A 20,961-nucleotide genomic window follows, 5' to 3' on the forward strand; every position below is an offset into this window, starting at 1 on the left:
ATGTTCTATACTTGGAAAAAATGGTGCCTCGCAGGCATCGCCGCCGCATCGCTGGCGCTGCCCGCCACGGCACAGGAACGGCTGCAAGCCGACACGATTTTCACCTATATGAAAAAGGTGAACGACTGGCAGTTCAAAAACCTGGAACGCAAAGGCTGGACCTGGCAAAAATGGGACTGGACGAACGGCGCCCTGTATGCCGGCGCCTACGCTTACGCCGAGATCGCCAATGATCCGGCGAACTTCGAACGGCTGCTGCGGATTTCGGAAGACAACGGCTGGAACACAGGGCCACGGAGGCTTTTCGCGGACGATTACTGCGTGGGCCAGCTCTACTCCCAACTGTACCGCGTATACGGAGAAGAGCCCATGATCCGCCGCTGGCGCTCGCTGGCGGACAGTATCGGCAAATTACCGCACGATGAGCCGCTCGACTGGAAGAACGGTATCCACATGCGCGAATGGGCCTGGTGCGATGCCCTGTTCATGGGCCCCCCGGCGCTGGCGTACCTTTCCACCGCCACCAACGACCCATCTTACCTGGAAACGGCCGTGAAACTATGGTGGAAAACCTCCGATTTCCTCTACAACAAATCCGAACGCCTCTATTACCGCGACGCCCGTTATTTCGACAAAAAGGAAAGCAACGGCGCCAACGTATTCTGGAGCCGCGGAAATGGCTGGGTAATGGGCGGATTGGTGAGGATGCTCGCCAACATGCCGGCCAATCACCCGTCGCGCCCCGCGTTCGAAAAGCAGTTTAAAGAAATGGCCACGCGGCTGGCGGGTTTGCAGTATGCAGACGGCACCTGGCACGCGGCTTTGCTGGATATGGACAGTTACCCTTCCAAAGAAACCAGCGGCACGGGCTTTTTCATTTATGCTATGGCATGGGGCGTCAATAATGGCTTGCTGCCGAAGAAAGACTTCCGGCCCGTGCTCGTCAAAGGCTGGAACGCGCTGCAGCAGAGCGTGCATGCAGACGGCAAGCTGGGATTCGTGCAGAAGATCGCCGATTCGCCCGGCAAAACCACGTTCGACGATACGGAGGTATATGGTGTAGGGGCGTTTCTCCTCGCCGGCACCGAATTGCTGAAAATGGCCCTGGCCGAACAGCAATTCCCGGTCACTGTTGAGGTATATAATCCTGCAGGCGCCGTAGCCCCGCTTTCCGAGCTGGATTACGCCGCGGTGGCCGCCAAATGGAAACCCCTGCGCAAGGGTCCATACAAAATCATCAACACAGTTACCGGCAAGGAAGTGGCTTACCAGCTGATCACCGAAGGCGGCAAACAACCGGTTAAAATCCTGGTCGACGCGCCCCTGGCGCCCGGCGGTCGCGCGGTCCTCACTTTCGCGGAAGGCGTTCCCGCGCCCGTGGAGCCGAAAACTTACGGCCGGTACATCGCCGAGCGGCTCGACGATTACGCCTGGGAAAACGACCGCGTGGCGTTCCGCATGTACGGCCGCGCGCTGGAATCGCAACCCAAGCATAATGCGTATGGCGTGGATTTCTGGAACAAACGGACCGAAAAAATGATCGTCAACAGTTGGTACAAACGCACCAATTATCATAAAGACGAAGGCGAGGGACTGGACGGTTACAGCGTAGGTTTCACGCTGGGCGCGGGCGGCATTGCGCCGTACACGAAAGACAGCATCTGGTACTCCCGCAATTACACCGGCCACCGCATGCTCGACAGCGGCGCGCTCCGCACCACCTTCGAGCTGCAATACGAGCCCTGGAACGCGGATGGCAAACAGGTGAGCGTGGTAAAACGCGTGTCGATCGATGCGCACAGCCAGCTTTCCCGCATGGAAATCACCTACACCGCGCCGCTCACGGCCGCCGTGGGGATCGTGAAGCGCAACGCGCCCGGTACGGAATATTTCGGGGAGCAGGACGGGGTGATGGGCTACTGGGAGCCCGCTTCGCCGAAAGACGGTACCACCGGCATCGGCGTGGTAATGGTGACGCCCGTAAAGGAAATGGCCATGGAAAAGGGGCATCTGCTGTCTATCGTTCCCACGGCCGAAGGCAATAAAGTGGTGTATTATACCGGCGGCGCCTGGGACAAGGCGGGCCTGATCACCAACTCCGGCGAGTGGTTCAATTATCTCCGGCAGGAAGCGCAGAAGCTGCGAAAGCCTGTCCAGGTAAGGATTTACTAATTTCGAAATACAGATTTATGTCCATATTCGACAAATTCAGCCTCAAAGGCAAAACGGCCCTCGTAACGGGCTGCAAGCGCGGGATCGGGAAGGCGATGGCCGAGGCGCTGGCGGAAGCGGGCGCAGACGTGATCGGCGTATCGGCTTCGCTGGAGCTTTCGGGCAGCGAGGTGGAAAAAGCAGTGACCGCCACCGGCCGGAAATTCAAGGCTTACCAATGCGATTTTGGGAACCGCGCGGCTTTGTATACATTTATTGCGGCAGTCCAGCAGGATTTCCCGGTTATCGACATACTCGTGAACAATGCAGGCACCATCATGCGCAAGCCGGCAGCCGAGCATCCCGACGCGTTTTGGGACGAAGTGATCGCCATCAACCAGACGGCGCAATTCATCCTCACGCGGGAGATCGGCAAGCAAATGCTGGAGCGGGGCAGCGGAAAGGTGATCTTCACCGCATCGCTCCTCACTTTCCAGGGCGGCATCAACGTGCCGGGATATGCGGCCAGCAAGGGCGCGGTGGGGCAGCTGACGAAAGCGTTCGCCAACGAGTGGGCCGGCCGTGGCGTGAATGTGAACGCCATTGCGCCGGGGTATATTTCCACCGATAATACCGCCGCGTTGCGGGCAGACGAGAAGCGCAGCCAGGGCATCCTGGAACGCATCCCCGCCGGCCGCTGGGGCGAACCGGAAGATTTCAAGGGGCCCGTCGTTTTCCTGGCATCCGCCGCTTCCGCCTATATGCACGGAACGGTGATGACGGTAGACGGGGGCTGGATGGGCCGATAAACCAATACAAATTATGTCCGTACGTTCTGAAAAAACAATCGTGGATATCGCCGAAGAGCTGGGGCTCTCCGTGTCCACCGTTTCCCGCGCGCTCAACGATCATCCCAACATCAGCGCCAAGACGAAGGAAAAAGTGAGGAAAATGGCCCGGAAGCTCGGCTACCGACCTAACGCCATGGCAGCCGGTTTGCGGAACAACAAAAGCAAGACCATCGGGCTCATCATCCCGAGGATTTCCATGTTCTTCCCCGCCGCCATCACCACCGTGGTCCAGAATAAACTCCAGGAATACGGGTACCACCTCATCATCTGCCAGAGCAACGACTCCCTCGAACAGGAACAACAGCTGGTCAACACGCTGTACTCCGCCCGGGTAGACGGACTGGCCGTTTCCGCCACGCTTTCCACGACGGACTTCTCCCATTTCGACATCTTCAAACAGCACAATATCCCCGTCGTTTTCTTCGACCGTACGCCCAAAGATTACCAGGCGAAAGTGATCAAGGGAGACGATTTCGTGGGCGGGCTCACCGCTACGGAGCACCTCATCGAACAGGGCTGCCGGGATATCGTGCATATTTCCGGTCCGCTGACCTGTAACCTGTATGTGGAAAGGCTCGCCGGATACAAAAGCGCCCTCCAGCAACATAAGGTCCCGTTTAAAAAACAACGCGTCTTTTTCCATGAGCTTACGCGCGAGAACGCACTGGCCACGGCCGAAAAGATCTTCGCCCAGCAGCCTTACCCCGACGGGATTTTCGCCACCAACGACACCACGGCCATCACGCTCCTGCAATATTGCCGCGAACACGGGATCCGCGTGCCGGAAGATGTAAAGATCGTCGGCTATTCCAACGATCCGCGCACCGAAATCGTGACGCCCTCCATCACTTCGGTCGACCAGTTCCCCGCCACTATGGGCGAAAGGGTGGTTTCCGCGCTGATGGACCTTATCCAGACCCGGCATCCCGCCGGTTACCGGCACCCGCAGGAAATTGTGCCCACACAGCTCGTGGTACGGGATTCCAGCGCGGGATCGCCGAAAAAGAAAAAATGATCCACTTATGAAACGACTTGTCTTAGCATTACTTCTGTCCGCTTCCACGGCCACTTTCGCACAAACGAAACTGAGCAAAAAGGACATGAAGGCCCTCGTGGCCGAAAGCCTCGCATTCTCCGCGCGGCAATATAAAGGGATGATGACCGCAGTGCCGGACTCCCTTTTCCCCCGTTCCACCAACAAAGACGGCAGCCTTATGACCGCGAAGTTCAACTGGTGGACCGCCGGCTTTTACCCCGGCTCCTGCTGGTACCTCTTCGAAGCCACGGGAGACCCCGCTTTCCGCACGGAAGCCGAAAAACGCCAGGGGAACCTGCTGCCTAATCAATTCCGGACCAACACGCACGACCTCGGGTTCCTCATGTACTGCAGCTTCGGCAACGATCTCCGACTGACCGGCGATACCGCCGCCCGCCGCATCCTGCTCACCAGCTCGGCATCGCTCATCAAACGGTATAAGCCCACTATCGGCGCCATCCGTTCCTGGGACCACGCCGGCTGGAAATGCCCCGTCATTATCGACAACATGATGAACCTCGAAATGCTCATGTGGGCAGCCAGGGAAAGCAAAGACCCCCAATTCGCGAAGATCGCCGTCAACCACGCCAATACCACTATCAAAAATCATTTCCGCGACGATTACAGCTCCTACCATGTGATCGATTACGATACCGCAACCGGGCAGGTGCTCGCTAAAAAGACCCACCAGGGCCATTCCGACGCTTCGGCATGGAGCCGCGGGCAGGCCTGGGGACTGTACGGTTATACCATGATGTACCGCGAAACTAAAGACCGCACGTACCTCGACCAGGCGCGCCATATCGCGGAGTTCATGCTCAATCATCCCAACATGCCGGCCGATCTCGTTCCGTATTATGATTACGACGCGCCGGAAATCCCCAACGCCATCCGCGATGCATCGGCGGGGGCGGTGATGGCTTCCGCGCTGCTGGAACTGAGCCGGTATGTCGATAAAACCGAAGCGAAAAAATACTGGAACGCCGGCGCAGACGCCCTCGCCAGCCTCAGCGGCGATGCTTACCGCGCAAAGGAAGGCGCCAATAATCATTTTATCCTCATGCACAGCACAGGCTCGATGCCGGGCAATTCGGAAATCGATGTGCCGTTGTCGTACGCCGACTATTACTATCTCGAGGCGCTGCTCCGGTATAAAAAGTGGAGCGGCCGCTGATATTAATTTTGTTGGTGAAATCCTTTTCTGGACGGGGAATGTGGCCATAGCGGCGCGTTCCCCGTTCCATTTCGCCCCGAACTGCCGTCTTTTTTACTTATTTTAGCCATAATCGAATAACAAAAGAAACTAACATAAGACTGAGCGTATGGGGCATTTTCCGAACCTGATTGTAGACCTGGCCTTGATATTGGGAGCTGCGGCGGTAACGACATTAATTTTCAAAGCTTTGAAGCAGCCACTGGTGCTGGGGTACCTCATCGCCGGGATCCTCGTGGGGCCGTACTTCCACCTCTTCCCCACGGTGCAGGAAGAAGGCAACATCAAGGTTTGGTCGGAAATCGGGGTGATCTTCCTCCTGTTCAGCCTGGGGCTTGAATTCAGTTTCAAGAAACTCATGAAAGTGGGCGGCAGCGCAGGGATCACGGCGGTGGTGGAAGTGGCCGTCATGCTCGGGTTCGGGTACGTGGCCGGCCAGTTCATGGGCTGGAGCACCATGGATTCCATCTTCCTCGGCGGCGTATTGTCCGTTTCGTCGACCACCATCATCATCCGTGCGTTCGAGGAACTGGGCGTGAAGGGACAGAAGTTCGCGGGATTGGTGTTCGGGATTTTGGTGGTGGAGGATTTGATCGCCATTGTGCTGCTGGTATTGCTGTCTACCCTCGCGGTAAGCCAGCAGTTCGCCGGAACGGAAATGCTGATGGCCGTGGTGAAGCTCGTGTTCTTCCTGGTGCTGTGGTTCATCGGCGGTATCTTTTTCATCCCGACTTTACTGAAGAAAACGAAGAAGCTCATGGGGGAGGAGACGCTCCTCGTGACCTCCATCGCGCTGTGCCTGCTCATGGTAGTGTTGGCCGTGAAAGTAGGGTTCTCCCCGGCTTTGGGCGCTTTCATCATGGGCTCGATCCTCGCGGAAACGACCCAGGCTGAAAAGATCGAACATCTCGTGAAATCCGTAAAAGACCTGTTCGGCGCTATTTTCTTCGTTTCGATCGGCATGCTCATCGATCCGAAAATGCTCCAGATCTATATCGTTCCGGTAGTGATCATCACGCTGTTGACGGTATTCGGTAAAACATTCAGTACCACCCTCGGCGCGGTGATTTCCGGCCAGCCCCTGAAAACTTCCGTGAAAGCGGGGATGAGCCTGGCGCAGATCGGGGAGTTCTCGTTCATCATCGCCATTCTCGGCCGCGATCTGAAAGTGACGAGCGATTTCCTGTACCCCATCGCCGTGGCGGTGTCGGCCGTCACTACCTTCACCACGCCATACATGATCAAAGTAGCCGATCCGTTTTACAACTGGCTCGATAAATACATCCCCCAGAAATGGAAAAATTCGCTCGACCGATACAGCAGCGGCGCGCAGACGATCTCGCAGGCGTCCGACTGGCAGGTGCTGTTCAAGGGATATGTGTTGAACGCGGTGGTTTTCAGTGTGATCGTCGTTGCGTTGGGTTTGCTGTCGAACATATATGTATTGCCTTTCATTGACGATCTCATCGGCGATAAATGGGGCAAGATCGTGACCGCGGCGCTCACTTTCCTTTTCATGCTGCCTTTCCTCTGGGCGTTGGCCGTACGGCAAATCCAGCCGAAAGCCTTCGCCAATCTCTGGGCGCAAAACCGTTATAAGGGGCCGCTGACGCTGTTCCGGACCGTCCGCATCGCGCTGGCCGTGTTCCTGGTGGGTTTCATGCTCGACCGTTTTTTCTCCTTCACCGTGGCGCTCACGGCTACGGTGCTCATTACCGGCATCCTGCTACTGCTGAACCGGAAAATACAGACGTTTTACGACCGCCTGGAAGCGCGCTTCCTGTCTAATTACAATGCCCGCGAAACCGCCGAAGCCGCCCGCCGCCCCGTGCTGGCGCCCTGGGATGCCCACCTGGCCGCGTTCCATGTGCATGCCGACTGGGATGGCGTGGGCAAAACCCTCGAGCAGCTGGGCCTCCGGGAAAAGTACGGGGTCAACATCGCGGTGATCGAAAGGGGCGAACGGCTGATCCCCATTCCGGCGAAAAGCGAGCGCCTGTTCCCGGGAGACCGGCTCCAGGTGATCGGGACCGACCAGCAGATCGAAGCGTTCCGCCATTTCATCGAGCACCACGAGCCGCATCCCCAGTTTTCGCGGTCGCAGGTCCAGCTCCGGCGGTACGAAGTGCTGGACGGATCAGGCGTTAACGGAAAATCCATCCGCGAATCCGGCATCCGCGAAATGGCGCATAGCATGGTAGTTGGGGTGGAAAGAGGGGAAGAGCGCATCCTCAACCCCATTTCCGATATGCGGCTGGTAACCGGGGACGTAGTCTGGATCGTGGGAGACCCTCGCCGCACCACCGCCCTTTTCCGCGTAAAAGGCGAAAAACAGAAGGCCTAGCAAATGATGTAAATCTTTCCCTGAATTCTATAATGCCCCGCCGGCCGTTCCTGCTGATCTTTGTATCCTCAAAGGAAACACAAGATGGAAACATTGGAACAAACGGTAAAAACGAACTTCCCGGTAACCGGCATGAGCTGCGCAGCTTGCGCCGGTTCCGTGGAAAGCATGCTGCAGGCGCAGCCGGACATTATCTCCGCTGCCGTCAACTTCGCCAGCAGTTCCGTGCTGGTGGAATACGCTCCCGGTAAAGCCAACCCGGCCGAATGGAAAAAAGCGATCCAGTCGGTAGGGTACGACCTCCTCACCGAAAATATGGAAACCGGGCTGGAAGATCACCAGCGCGCCCATTACGCACAACTGAAAAAACGCACCATCTGGGCCGTACTGTTCTCCGTGCCCCTGGTGGTGATCGGGATGTTTTTCATGAACATGCCCTACGCCAACTGGATCATGTGGGCCCTTTCCACGCCCGTGGTGCTCGTGCTCGGCCGTCATTTCTTCATCAACGCCTGGAAGCAGGCCCGCAACGGCAAGGCCAACATGGATACCCTGGTGGCACTCAGTACCGGGATCGCTTATGCTTTCAGCGTCTTCAATACTTTAAACCCCGGATTCTGGCATAGCCGCGGCCTGCACCCCCACGTGTATTTCGAGGCCGCCGCAGTGGTGATCGCATTCATCCTTCTCGGCAAGCTCCTCGAAGAAAGGGCCAAAGCCTCCACTTCGTCTGCCATCAAAAAACTCATGGGCCTGCAACCCAACACCGTAGTGCGCATCGCCGCCGACGGACGGGAAACCGTAGTGCCCCTCGCCGAAGTGCAGGTGGGCGACGTGCTGCTCGTGAAGCCCGGGGAGCAGGTGCCGGTAGATGGAAAACTGGTGGGCGGAAAATCTTATGTAGACGAAAGCATGATCACCGGCGAGCCGGTGGCCGTAGCGAAAGAGCCCGGTTCCGAGGTGTTTGCGGGTACGTTGAACCAGAAAGGCAGTTTCCGGCTGGAAGCCGCGCAGGTAGGCGGCGCCACATTGCTGGCGCAGATCATCCGCAAGGTGCAGGAAGCCCAGGGATCGAAAGCCCCCGTGCAGAAGCTCGTCGACAAAGTAGCCGGGATCTTCGTACCGGTGGTGATCGGCATCGCATTGCTGGCCTTCGCTTCGTGGCTCATCTGGGGCGGGGCCAACGGGCTGACCCAGGGCCTCCTGGCGCTGGTGACCGTTCTGGTGATCGCATGCCCCTGTGCGCTGGGGCTCGCAACGCCGACCGCCATCATGGTAGGCATGGGCAAAGGCGCTGAAAACGGGATTCTTATCAAAGACGCGGAAAGCCTCGAAAAAGCCTATCGCATCCAGGCGCTGATCCTCGACAAGACCGGCACCATTACCGAAGGGAAACCCGCGGTAACCGGAGAAGCCTGGCTGTCGGAAGAGGACCGTCTCATGTATTCCGGCGCTTTCCTGGCGCTGGAGCGCGAATCCGAACATCCGCTGGCCGAAGCAGTAGTGAAACAGTTGCAGGGCATCACGCCGGAAAAGCTGCAGCACTTCGAAAGCATTACCGGGCGTGGCGTGAAAGGAAGCGCCCTGGGCAAAGGGTTCTTCGCCGGCAACCAGCAACTCCTGGAAGAAAACGGCATCCGCATCGCCGGTGCCCTCAAAGAAAAATCCGACGAATGGCTGAACGCCGCTTACACCGTGATCTGGTTCGCCGACACACAGAAAGCACTGGCCGTGATCGCCATCGCCGATAAAATAAAAGACGGCTCGCCCGAAGCCATCCGACAGTTGCAGGACATGGGCATCGAAGTATACATGCTCACGGGCGACAATGCCCGCACCGCCGCCGCAGTGGCCGCACAGACCGGGATCCGCAACGTGAAGGCCGGGCTCATGCCCGATGGAAAGGCCGCCTTCGTCCAGGAACTGCAACGGCAGAGCAAAGTAGTAGCGATGGTGGGAGACGGGATCAACGACAGTCACGCCCTGGCGCAGGCCGATGTGAGCATCGCCATGGGAAAAGGGACAGACATCGCGATGGACGTGGCCATGATGACGCTCATCTCTTCCGACCTCCGGCAGATCCCGAAAGCGGTCCGCCTCTCGCGGAAAACGGTGCGCACCATCCGCCAGAACCTTTTCTGGGCCTTCATTTACAACGTCATCGGCATCCCGGTGGCGGCAGGCGTCCTCATCCCGATTACCGGATTCGCGCTCGATCCCATGCTGGCCGGAGCGGCCATGGCACTGAGTTCCGTATCGGTAGTGAGCAACAGTCTCCGGCTTAAATTATCAACTATTTAATCAAACAATAAATTGATCGAATCATGCAAACGCTCAAATTCAAGACGAATATCAATTGCAGTGGCTGTGTTAAAGGTGTTAGCCCTGCGCTGAACGGCGAAAAGGAAATCGCACACTGGGAAGTAGATACCAACAATCCCGATAAAATACTGACCGTTTCCACCAGCACGCTTACGGCGGAAGAAGTGGAAGAAACGGTGAAAAAGGCAGGATTTAAAGCAGAGAAGATCTAACGGAAACGCTTAGTGTATAGTGTGACATCAGACCGGTTGCGGCCTTCGGGCCGTAGCCGGTTTTCGTTTTGTGGAAAGGACCGCATTTTGCAGGCGATGGATATGGAAATCCGATCTTAGCCGCATCTTACAGCGAGAACCATGATGATCACGCTATGATAAAATGGATGGATTTGATTGCACGGCCGGCCCTGTTGGGGGTTACGCTTTTATGCTGCTCCTGTGGCAAGATCGCCGACTGGCGGATGCAACGGAAAATAGACACCTGGAACCGCCGGGTCGCCGAATACGAGGCGGAAAATGGCATATGGAAAGTAACGGCCCCCGGGCTGAAGGGCTTCGTATATCCGGCGGGGATAGAGTCCCAGGCAACGAATTTGCTGTTGACAGACGTGTTGATGGCGGAACACATCCTCCGTACGCAGCTGCCTTTGCTGGATACGGTAATCACTTATCCGGCGCCTCCCGTTCGCTGGAAGTTGCACCGGTACGTCCGGCAATACAAAGGTTTCCGGGATAACGACGGCCATTTGCACCTGCACATCAACGCCGTGTGGGACGATCAGCCGGGAGATAAGGGATGGACCGGGATGAAGGATGGGGGGAATTTATACTGGCAGGTTTGGGTGGATGTGGATAACGGCCGGTTGTACCGTTTTTCCGTTAACGGGGAGGCATAGGGCCGTTCGATGGGGGATTTCAGGCCTGGAATCTCCGTCATGGCGCTTCTCCGGGAATTGCAGCGGGGAACGCGGGCTGGTGGTTCCTTTTGGGGCGTTTTGACGGGAAATCCGCCGCAGGCAACGGGTACACGTAGTGCCGTAAGGGCGCCGGGCATCTTCGTATCTTTAATTCCATCAAATTACGGGCGTATGAAAGTCATATATAAGAAACTGGGGCGCGAAAAGGCTTTCGGTCTTTCGGACTACGGCTCAAATACGATTGTGATAGACAGCAGGCTGAAGGGGCGCAAACATCTCGAAGTGGCCCTCCACGAATCTTTGCACGTATATTTTCCCGAAAAAAGCGAAACCTTTATCACCAACACCGCCCGCAGGCTCGCCAACATCCTGTGGCGGATGAACTATCGCCGGGTCGATAACTCGGTGGGCATATAGCCCTTCCCCTCCTTTCCTGGCGTCGCCGGCCCTGCCGGCACGGAATTGTCATGAATCTGATACGGAAATCCGCTTTTTACCTTAATTTCCCAGCTGTAAGCATATTATCAACCTCTTGCCGGATGGTTACCCGGTCAAACCGCACTAAAAAATGAAAGAACAGAAAGGCCAGGAAATGAAAAGATTATCCCTGAAAGATGTGGCGCGCATGGCGGGCGTTGCTCCTTCTACCGTGTCGTTCGTTCTCAACGGAAAGGCCCGGCAGATGCGCATCAGCGAAGAACTGGCCGAAAAAGTGATGGCTGTGGTGAAAAAGACCGGCTATCAACCCCATTCCGTGGCCGTCAACCTCCGGACAGGCCAGTCCAAAACCCTCGGTCTGATGGTGGAAAGCATCTCCGGAAGCTTCTTCGCCGCCCTGGCCCGGGTCATCGAGTCGGAAGCCGACCGCTACGGCTATCATATCGTGTATTGCAGTACGGAAAATAATGCGCAGAAAGGCGGAGAGCTGATCAAAATGCTCAGTCGTCAGCAGGTAGACGGCTACCTGATCACGCCCGCCGCCGGCATGGAGAAAGACATCCAGCAACTGATCGCCCACAAACGGCCGCTTGTGTTGATGGACAGCTACTTCCCCGAAGTGCAGGCGCCGCATGTGTTGATCGATAATTATGCCGGTGTGAAGCAGGGCATCGAGCACCTGGTAGACCGTGGCGCGAAGCAGATCGGTTTCGTGACGGTGGACATGGAACTGGTGCAGATGCAGGAGCGCATCAAAGGCTACCGCGAAACGCTGCGCAATCATGGGATCCCCGTGAAGAACAAGCTCGTGCTGGAGCTGCCCTATAATGGCGATAAAGACGAATCCGTCCGCAGGATCCGCCAGTTCATTCAATCGAACAAGGGGATCGATGCGTTGTTTTTCGCGACGAACTACCTGGGGATTCTTGGGTTGGAAGCCCTGGCAGGACTGAACCTGAAAATTCCCGATGATATAGCGGTGGTGTGTTTCGACGATCACGATATTTTCCGGCTGTACCCGCCTGGCATTACGGTGGTGCAGCAGCCGATAGAGGAGATCGCGAAAACGGCGATGCAGTTGCTGATGAACCAGTTAGATAAAAGTCAGCGTGCGCTGCGGAAAACAAAGCTGGAATTGCCGGGCAAGTTCATCAAGCGGGGATCTACCTGATAGTGACTGCTTTCTATATTTGAAATGCTGATACCGTTACATCTTTCTGTTACGATGTAACGGATTAAATGATCAGGCGGACGTAACAATTTCGCTGCTGTCTGGCAGCAGTTCCCGTTCGTCATTTTTCCTTCCAAAAATTTTTGGAATCGATAAATTAATTCTACATTTACGTCACGCCTCTTCATCAAGGCTTTTTTTTAAACCCTTTGCTAAATCGATTTTGCTGTTTAGCAATGAGTTAGAAGGAGCGGAGATGGCGGGGTGGGACCTGACAATGAATGTAACAGTCGGGGGATGGAGTGCTATACCGCTTTATTCCCGTACCAAATTCTACGATCGGTTATGAAGGGATGGGCGATGCCTGTCCGTAAACATTTGCTGACAAGGAAAAGCTTTTATCGAAAAACAGCTTGATTTTTTGTAACACACAGGAAGATTTGCTACACACATCCAGGGCGATCTCCCATTGTAAAACTCAATTACACTTATCGATGACGAACTAGCCAACGGCATCCAGGATGCCTTCCCAAAAACCAAGACGCCTTTTAAAACCATTTAGCTAAATCGATTTTGCGTCTGGCCGAGCGCCAGGAGCATGGCGGTTTGCTGCCCAATTTGTTCGGACCGGAAGTCTGCGCACAGGAATTTTTTGCCCTTGCCCGCTTCGACGGATCGTCCGCATACGGAACACTATTGCCTTTACCGCTTCGACGAAATGCCGGGGCCTGGGTTTTTATTGCCTTTCAGTTTCGATGGAATTTCTAACCGGTGAATAGTTGCAGGGTTTACAGCGACTGAAAGTAAAGCCAGTAGTGAGTTGAAATGATGAGAATCCTGCATGGGAAATGAATTGTGATGAATGTATTGCCGAAGTGATGATGGTTCCGGCCAAAAGTCATACCGGCATAGCGTTGCGGTGATTGCAGCTGCTGAAAGCATGACCGGTAATGAATCGCAAAGAATGGCTCGTTGGAACCCTGCATGGTAAATGAATTGTGAAGAATGTAATGCCGAAGTGATGATCGTTCCGGCCCAAAGTCATAACGGTATAGCGTTGCGGTGATTGCAGCGTCAGAAAACATGGCCGGTAATGACCTGCAATGATGGCATCGACGGAGGATTGTGCGGTAATGAATTGTGACGAATGTAGCGTCGAAGTGATGATGATTCTGGCGCAAAGTATTACCGGGAAAGAGTTGTGGTGATTGCAGCGACTGAAAGCATGACCGGTAGTGAATTGCAACGATGAGCATCCTGCATGGTAGAATTTGTCTTGAATGTAGTGACTGGAAACATGCATAATAATGTGACGAACTTTCTGCCCGAAGGCAGGCCCGTAAATAGTTGTAGCATTTGCCGTGACAGAAAGCCTGCAAGGCGATAAACAGACCGCCCGGGCCGCAAGCCCGCGCACACCGATCATTTAGCAAAAGTAAAAATCCCTGTCCGCAGGGGCCAGGACATCCTATGCCTGTATTTTCTTAACCAAATCAATAATTTGCAATGAACACCGCATCCACGTTTTCCAGGCGTGTAGGTTGGATGAGCGTCTTGCTCGCGCTCGTCTGCTCCGTGGCTTTCTCCCAATCCCGTACCATCAGGGGGAAAGTGACAGACGCCAGGGACAACACGCCGCTCCCCGGCGTTACCGTGAAAATCGTCAACGCCGCCGCCGGAACGGTCACCGGCACAGATGGCACCTATTCCATCTCCGTTCCCTCCGCCAGCTCGCGGCTGGAATTCAGCTTCATCGGCTATGAAACGCTCACCCTCCCCGCCGGCGCCAGCGGCACCCTCGACGTAGGGCTCCCCCTTTCTTCCAAAAACCTGGAAGACGTAGTGGTGGTCGGATACGGCACCCTCAAGAAAAAGGAAATCACCAACGCCGTTACATCCCTCAGACCCGAAAACTTTAACGCCGGCGTGGCCCGCAGCCCGCTCGATCTTATCCAGGGTAAAGTGCCCGGGCTTTCCATCACCCGCGCCAACGGCACCAACCCCAACGGTGGCGCCACTTTCCAGATGCGCGGCATCACCTCCCTCAACGGTTCCCAGGAACCCCTCATCGTTATCGACGGCGTCCCCGGCGGTAACCTCGACCTTCTCCAACAGGAAGACATCGCCTCCGTAGACGTGCTCCGCGACGGCTCCGCCGCCGCTATCTACGGCACCCGCGGCAATGGCGGCGTGATCCTCATTACCACCAAAAAAGGCCGCGGCGGCGCTCCCCAGTTCAACCTGGCCACCTTCGTACAGCGCGACTACGTAGCCAAAAAGCCCCGCTTCCTCACCGCCGACGAATTCCGCAAAATCGCGCCGAATGCCGATGAAGGCGGAAGCACCGATGTGTACGACATGCTCCTCAACAAAGACAACCTTTCGCAGTATTACACGCTCAGCGCCACCGGCGGCAATGAAAAGTCCAACTACCGCGCGGCCGTGTATTACAACAAAGGAGAAGGCATCGCCAAACGCAACTACCGCGACCAATACGGCGGCCGTATCAACGTCAACCAGACGGGCGTCAACGGCAGGCTGGTCCTGCAATCGAACCTCTCCGTGAACTTCAACAAAGCCGACCTTCTCGGCGGTAACAACGGCGACTTCGAACAGGCCGTGCAACGTAATCCAACTTCCCCGCTCATGAAAGACGGCAAATACGTTAACCCGAACGGTTTCAACGTATACAACCCCATCGCGCGGCTGGAACAGGAACTGTATTACCGCGACCAGCAAACGCTGCAGGGCGATGCCAAACTGAGCTTCGAAGTGATCAAGGACCTCCGCGCCAGCGTGTTCGGCGGCATTTCCCGCAACACCTACAACGACCGGCAGTTCCGTACCAAAGACTCGAAGTCGTCCGTAGACTCCTACGAAGGCCGCGGGTATGCTTATAAAGGCAATTACCTGTCGCTAGACAAAACCCTGGACGTGACGCTCGACTACTTCAAGCGGATCGACAAGCACCAGGTGACGGCAGTAGCGGGTTACAGCTACTTCAACAGCACTTACGAAACGTTCAACATGAACAACTCTGGTTTCCTGACAGACGGTTTCCAGGACTGGAACATGGGCAACGGCCTCTTCCTCCGCGAAGGCAAGGCCGGAATGGGCAGCTACAAGGCCGAACATTCGCTGGTGGCGTTCTTTGCCCGCGCCAACTACGCTTTCAACGATAAATATTTCGCGCAGGCCATTTTCCGGTATGAGGGGTCTACCCGTTTCGGGAAAGACAACAAATGGGCGAAGTTCCCCTCCATTTCTGCCGGTTGGAACCTGCATGAAGAAGATTTTATTAAAACGGCCGGCTGGGTGGACCAGCTGAAACTGCGTGTGGGATATGGTGAAACGGGCAACTCCGGCTTCGCGAACTACAATTCGCTGACGCTGATGAGCACCGGCGGCGCTTATCCGCTGGACGGGCGTTATCCTGAAACCGTTGGCCTTTCCCGCAACCCCAACCCGAAGCTGGGCTGGGAAACGAAGGCGGAATGGAACTTCGGGCTCGATTTCTCACTCTTCGATAACAGGCTGGGCGGCTCGTTCGACGTGTACAGGAGAACGACCGGCGCGCTGCTCGGCAACTACGACGTGCCGTTGCCCTCCAACGTGAACGATAAAATGTGGTATAACCTGGGCAGTATCCGGAACAAGGGTTTCGAGATCGTGTTGAACGCCGTTCCGGTGCAGAAAAAGAATTTCACTTACAGTACCGACATCACGTTCAACCGGCAGAACAACACCATGACCAAAATTTCAGGCCCTGGTTACCGGATCGAAATGCTGACTTTCGGGGGATTGCCCTCTCCGGGTAACCTCGGGCCTGCGATCCGCGTGGTGGAAGGCAGTGCCTTGGGCAATTTCTACGGAAAACGTTTCGCCGGGTTCACCGCCGAAGGGGACTTCCTCTTCTACAAAAAAGACGGCTCCACCGGCAAGGCGGGCGATATCAAGGAAGAAGACCTTTCCGTGATCGGGAACGGTGTTCCGAAGATGATGATCTCCTGGAACAACAACCTCCGTTACAAGAACTGGGACCTCACCATATTCTGGCGTGGGAAGCTGGGCGTGGACCTGCTGAACCTGCAAGACATGTACTTCGGCAACCGCAGCTGGCTGCCGAATAACCTGCTCATGGTAGCGCTGACGAAACATGCACAGGTGAAAGTACCCCCGCAATATTCCGATTATTACCTGGAACCGGGCGGGTTCGTGAAGCTCGACAACGTCACCATCGGTTACAAATTCCCCGTGAAATCCGGCGTGATCCGCCAACTCAGGGCATATGTTTCCGGCAGGAACCTGGCAACCATCACCAAATATTCCGGCCTCGACCCCGAGCTGCAAGACAACGGGATGACCACCGGTATCGACAACCGCGGGTTCTATCCGCGCACCCGTTCGTTCACCGTCGGCCTTAACCTGGGCTTTTAATTCACCGAAACCGAAGAAATCTTATGCAAAAGAAACATATCGTGCTGGGGCTGACCGCGCTGTTGTGCGGAGCGGCTTCCTGCACCAACCTCGACGAAAAAGTATATTCCGAGCTGGTTGCGGACAATTACTATAAAAACCGCACCGAAGTAATGACCGCCGTGCTGCGCCCATTCACCCACGCCAATGCCTGGGCCTCGCCCACGGGGCAGGTAGGGTACTGGCGCGTGAGCGAGCTTTCCGGCGACCAGCTGGCCTGGCCGCAGAAAGGTATCCATGGGTTCGACGGCGGGCAATGGATCCGGCTTCATAATCATACCTGGACGGTAGACGACGATGTGGTTTGGAACCCCTGGCGGCTCATGTACTGGGGGCTCGGGTTTTGCAACAGCACCATCGGCGACCTGCAGAAAGTCGATTTCACCAAGATCGGCATGACGGAGGCAGACAAAGTGTCGATCATCGCGGAAACGAAAGTGCTGCGCGCCTGGCATTACCTCCGCCTCATGGACCTTTACGGGAACATTCCCATTGTGACGGAAGTGGGCGTGCCGGCTCAGCCGAAAGTGGCGCCGCGGAAGGAAGTCTGGGCGTTCATCGAAAAGGAGATCCGGGAAAACGTGGAGCAGCTGCAGCCGCTGGGGCCTTCGATGGTAGGACGGGTGAGCAAGGCCGCTGGATACGCCATGCTGGCGGAATTGTACCTGAACGCGGAGAAATGGGCGGGAGTAACGAAGTGGGACGAATGTGTGGCCGTCTGCAACAAAATCCTCAATGGGGACGGGGGCAGCCTGAAAGGTGCGGCGCCTGCACTGGAGACCGATATCATGAAACCTTTCAATAATGTCAATCACAATTCACCCGAAAACCTATTCCAGATTGCCTATAACTTTACAGTCGGCAAATTCCGTTTCGGTTGGAACGGCGACCTTTGGCATTACGAGCAGCGGCAGGCATACAACGCCACCGAGCGGGGGAATAACGGCATTGTGGTGATCCCTACGGCGTTCGACGCGTTTGCGGATAACGACCTCCGGAAAAAGCAGTGGATGTTGATCGACACGCTGAAGAAACACCCGTCTGTGCGCGCCAACGTAGCGGATTCGGTGGTGATGGCGACAGAAGAGTATAAAAACAAGCCGCTGGTGTTCGTCAAGGAGATCCGCCGCAATTCGGAAGGCGAAACCGGCGCCGGTGGCATGACGAGAGGGGAGGAGAACAGCGGTGCGCGCTTCTCGAAATACCTTCCCGGCGCCAAAGACGACGCCGAATACTGGAACAACGATTTCGTGCTGTACCGCCTGGCGGAGATCATTTTGAACAAGGCGGAAGCCATCATGCGGAAGAACGGCGGGGCCGCAAATGCGGAGGCTGTGGCGCTGGTGAATTCGGTGCGTCAAAGAGCGTTTACGGCAACTGATTGGCCTTCAGCGGCTTATACAACCGCAACATTAACTTTGGACGAACTTTTGGCAGAACGCGGAAGGGAATTTATTTTTGAAGGGAAAAGACGCCAAGATTTGATTAGGTTTGGTAAATTTACGACCGCAACGTGGTGGGACCATGCTGCGACGAGCGCCAAAGCCGAATTATTTCCGATACCGGGCCGCCAGATCAGGCTAAACCCCAATCTGGAACAACATGAAGGCTACAAATAGGCGTTGAATGAATATGTGCTTATCATACAAACAATAAAGAGTAGCATCTAACGGCTGGCCCATTCCTGGGCCGGCCCCTTTCTTTTACAAAATCGATTTTGCAACATGAATACATTTCGCTGGTGCCTTGTCGCATTATGTGCAGGCTTTCACGCAAACGCTCAGACCGTAACAAAGATCACAGATCCCGTGGAGTGGGTCAACCCCCTCATGGGCACAGATTCGAAAGGCAGCCTGTCTAACGGTAACACCTATCCCGCCATCGCCACCCCCTGGGGCATGAACTTCTGGATGCCGCAAACCAACCAGAACGGGAACGGATGGGCCTATCAATACAGCGCCGACAAAATCCGCGGGTTCAAACAAACCCATCAGCCCTCCCCCTGGATCAACGATTATGGCCAGTTCTCCCTCATGCCCGTCACCGGCCGCATGAAATTCTCGCAAGACGAACGCGCCAGCTGGTTCTCCCACAAAGCGGAAACCGCCAAACCTTATTATTATAGCGTTTATCTCGCCGACGCCGACGTCACCACCGAGATCGCCCCCACCGAAAGAGCCGCGCAATTCCGGTTCACCTTCCCCAAAACCGATAGCGCTTTCATCGTGGTAGACGCTTTCGACCGGGGCAGCTATATCAAGATCATCCCCTCCGAAAAGAAAATTATCGGTTACTCCACCCGTAACAGCGGCGGCGTTCCGGAGAATTTTAAAAATTATTTCGTGCTCGTGTTCGATAAGCCCTTTGCCCTCGCCCACACCTGGGACGGCAACCGCCTGGCCAAAGACACGCTCGAGCTCAAAGCTGGCAACGCCGGCGCCATCATCGGCTTCGCCACCTCGAAAGGGGAAAAAGTGCACGTAAAAGCCGCCTCCTCCTTCATCAGCCACGAACAGGCCGCCCTCAACCTCCAGCGCGAAGTAGGGGCAGACAGCTTCGAGGCCACCAAACAGAAAGCCAAACAGGCATGGAACAAGGAACTGGGCCGTATCGTTCCGGAAGGAGGCACCTCCGACCAGGTGCGCACCTTCTATTCCTGCCTCTACCGCACCCTGCTCTTCCCCCGCAAATTCTACGAATTCGACGCAAAAAACCAGATCGTACATTACAGCCCGTACAACGGCCAGGTACTCCCCGGCTACATGTTCACCGACAACGGGTTCTGGGACACCTTCCGCGCCGTATTCCCCTTCTTCACCCTCATGTACCCGGAACTGAACGGCCAGATCATGGAAGGCCTCGCCAACACCTATAAGGAAAGCGGTTGGCTGCCGGAATGGGCCAGCCCCGGGCATCGCGACTGCATGATCGGCTCCAACTCGGCATCCCTCATCGCCGACAGCTATCTCAAAGGCATCCGCGGGTACGACATCGAAACGCTGTACCAGGCGCTGCTGAAGAATTCCGAGAACGAAGGCCCCCTCAGCTCCGTAGGCCGCAAAGGCGTGAAATACTATAACAGCCTGGGATATGTGCCCTACGACGTAGACGTCAACGAAAACGCCGCCCGCACGCTCGAATATGCGTACGACGATTTCGCCATCTATAAACTCGCCGTAGCCCTGAAACGCCCGCAGGAAGAGATCGAACGGTTCAAAAAACGCAGCCAGAACTACCGTAACCTCTTCGATCCCGAAACCAGACTCATGCGCGGGAAGAACCAGGACGGGAAGTTCCAGGCGCCTTTCAACCCCTTCAAATGGGGCGACGCCTTCACCGAAGGCAACAGCTGGCACTACACCTGGTCCGTGTTCCACGACGTGGAAGGCCTCGCGCGCCTTATGGGCGGCCGCCCGCAATTTGCGCAGATGCTCGACTCCGTGTTCGTGATGGCGCCGGTCTACGATGAAAGCTACTATGGCTCCGTGATCCACGAAATCCGCGAAATGCAGATCGCCAACATGGGCCAGTACGCTCACGGCAACCAGCCCATCCAGCACATGATCTACCTCTACAACTACGCCGGCCAACCCTGGAAAACCCAGTACTGGGTGCGCCAGGTGATGGACCGCCTCTACCATTCCGGCGCCGATGGCTACTGTGGCGATGAAGACAACGGTCAAACATCCGCCTGGTACGTGTTCTCGGCAATGGGCTTCTATCCCGTATGTCCCGGAACAGACCAGTACGTGTTAGGCGCGCCCCTGTTCCCGAAAATGACGGTAACGCTGCAAAACGGTAAGAAATTCGTGATCGAAGCGCCGGGCAACAGCAAAACGAACGTGTATGCCCAAAACGTTACGCTGAACGGGAAACCGCTCAACGCCAACTGGATCAGCCATTCGGCGATCCAGCAGGGCGGCGTGATGAAAGTGTCGATGGGGGCCAGCCCTAATAAACAACGGGGCACAAACGAGTCTGCCTATCCTTATTCGTTCACAACAACTGGAAAATAATCAAGATCCTGGAATAGTAGCAATCTATGC

The 20,961-nt window shown here is 55.9% G+C and carries 13 protein-coding genes; all 13 read left to right on the forward strand.

The window, feature by feature from the left end; all coding sequences use genetic code 11:
- The 13 genes from ACQKLP_RS05320 to ACQKLP_RS05380 all read left to right on the forward strand — a co-directional run bounded on the left by ACQKLP_RS05320 (position 1) and on the right by ACQKLP_RS05380 (position 20,931).
- Complete coding sequence (locus ACQKLP_RS05320; RefSeq protein WP_427320755.1) at positions 1-2,172, forward strand: glycoside hydrolase family 88 protein; 2,172 nt, start codon at positions 1-3, stop codon at positions 2,170-2,172.
- A 17-nt stretch (positions 2,173-2,189) separates the two neighbouring features.
- On the forward strand, positions 2,190-2,960 hold the full coding sequence (locus ACQKLP_RS05325; RefSeq protein ID WP_427320757.1) for an SDR family oxidoreductase: 771 nt from the start codon (positions 2,190-2,192) through the stop codon (positions 2,958-2,960).
- A 13-nt stretch (positions 2,961-2,973) separates the two neighbouring features.
- Positions 2,974-4,017, forward strand: a complete 1,044-nt coding sequence (locus ACQKLP_RS05330) for a LacI family DNA-binding transcriptional regulator (RefSeq protein WP_427320759.1) — start codon at positions 2,974-2,976, stop codon at positions 4,015-4,017.
- Between the two features lie 7 nt (positions 4,018-4,024).
- Positions 4,025-5,212, forward strand: a complete 1,188-nt coding sequence (locus tag ACQKLP_RS05335) for a glucuronyl hydrolase (RefSeq protein WP_427320761.1) — start codon at positions 4,025-4,027, stop codon at positions 5,210-5,212.
- Between the two features lie 148 nt (positions 5,213-5,360).
- Complete coding sequence (locus ACQKLP_RS05340; RefSeq protein ID WP_427320763.1) at positions 5,361-7,595, forward strand: cation:proton antiporter; 2,235 nt, start codon at positions 5,361-5,363, stop codon at positions 7,593-7,595.
- A gap of 84 nt (positions 7,596-7,679) precedes the next feature.
- Positions 7,680-9,896, forward strand: coding sequence for a heavy metal translocating P-type ATPase (locus tag ACQKLP_RS05345; protein WP_427320765.1), 2,217 nt, complete (start codon positions 7,680-7,682; stop codon positions 9,894-9,896).
- Between the two features lie 23 nt (positions 9,897-9,919).
- Positions 9,920-10,129, forward strand: a complete 210-nt coding sequence (locus ACQKLP_RS05350) for a heavy-metal-associated domain-containing protein (RefSeq protein ID WP_341843034.1) — start codon at positions 9,920-9,922, stop codon at positions 10,127-10,129.
- Positions 10,130-10,302: 173 nt separating this feature from the next.
- The gene (locus ACQKLP_RS05355; RefSeq protein ID WP_427320768.1) at positions 10,303-10,809 is read left to right on the forward strand and encodes a hypothetical protein; all 507 of its coding nucleotides are present in this window, start codon (positions 10,303-10,305) and stop codon (positions 10,807-10,809) included.
- A 192-nt stretch (positions 10,810-11,001) separates the two neighbouring features.
- A complete protein-coding gene (locus tag ACQKLP_RS05360) occupies positions 11,002-11,247 on the forward strand; it encodes a hypothetical protein (protein ID WP_341843036.1) in 246 nt (81 codons plus the stop codon).
- A 151-nt stretch (positions 11,248-11,398) separates the two neighbouring features.
- Positions 11,399-12,439: a LacI family DNA-binding transcriptional regulator gene (locus tag ACQKLP_RS05365; protein WP_427320770.1), complete on the forward strand. Its 1,041-nt coding sequence runs from the start codon at positions 11,399-11,401 to the stop codon at positions 12,437-12,439.
- Between the two features lie 1,506 nt (positions 12,440-13,945).
- Positions 13,946-16,876: a SusC/RagA family TonB-linked outer membrane protein gene (locus ACQKLP_RS05370; protein ID WP_427320772.1), complete on the forward strand. Its 2,931-nt coding sequence runs from the start codon at positions 13,946-13,948 to the stop codon at positions 16,874-16,876.
- Between the two features lie 23 nt (positions 16,877-16,899).
- Complete coding sequence (locus tag ACQKLP_RS05375) at positions 16,900-18,534, forward strand: RagB/SusD family nutrient uptake outer membrane protein (RefSeq protein ID WP_427320774.1); 1,635 nt, start codon at positions 16,900-16,902, stop codon at positions 18,532-18,534.
- A gap of 105 nt (positions 18,535-18,639) precedes the next feature.
- A complete protein-coding gene (locus ACQKLP_RS05380; RefSeq protein ID WP_427320776.1) occupies positions 18,640-20,931 on the forward strand; it encodes a GH92 family glycosyl hydrolase in 2,292 nt (763 codons plus the stop codon).
- Positions 20,932-20,961: the final 30 nt, after the last annotated feature.

Origin of the sequence: Chitinophaga sp. NPDC101104 (genome assembly GCF_050277495.1) — a bacterium.
Classification (GTDB): domain Bacteria; phylum Bacteroidota; class Bacteroidia; order Chitinophagales; family Chitinophagaceae; genus Chitinophaga.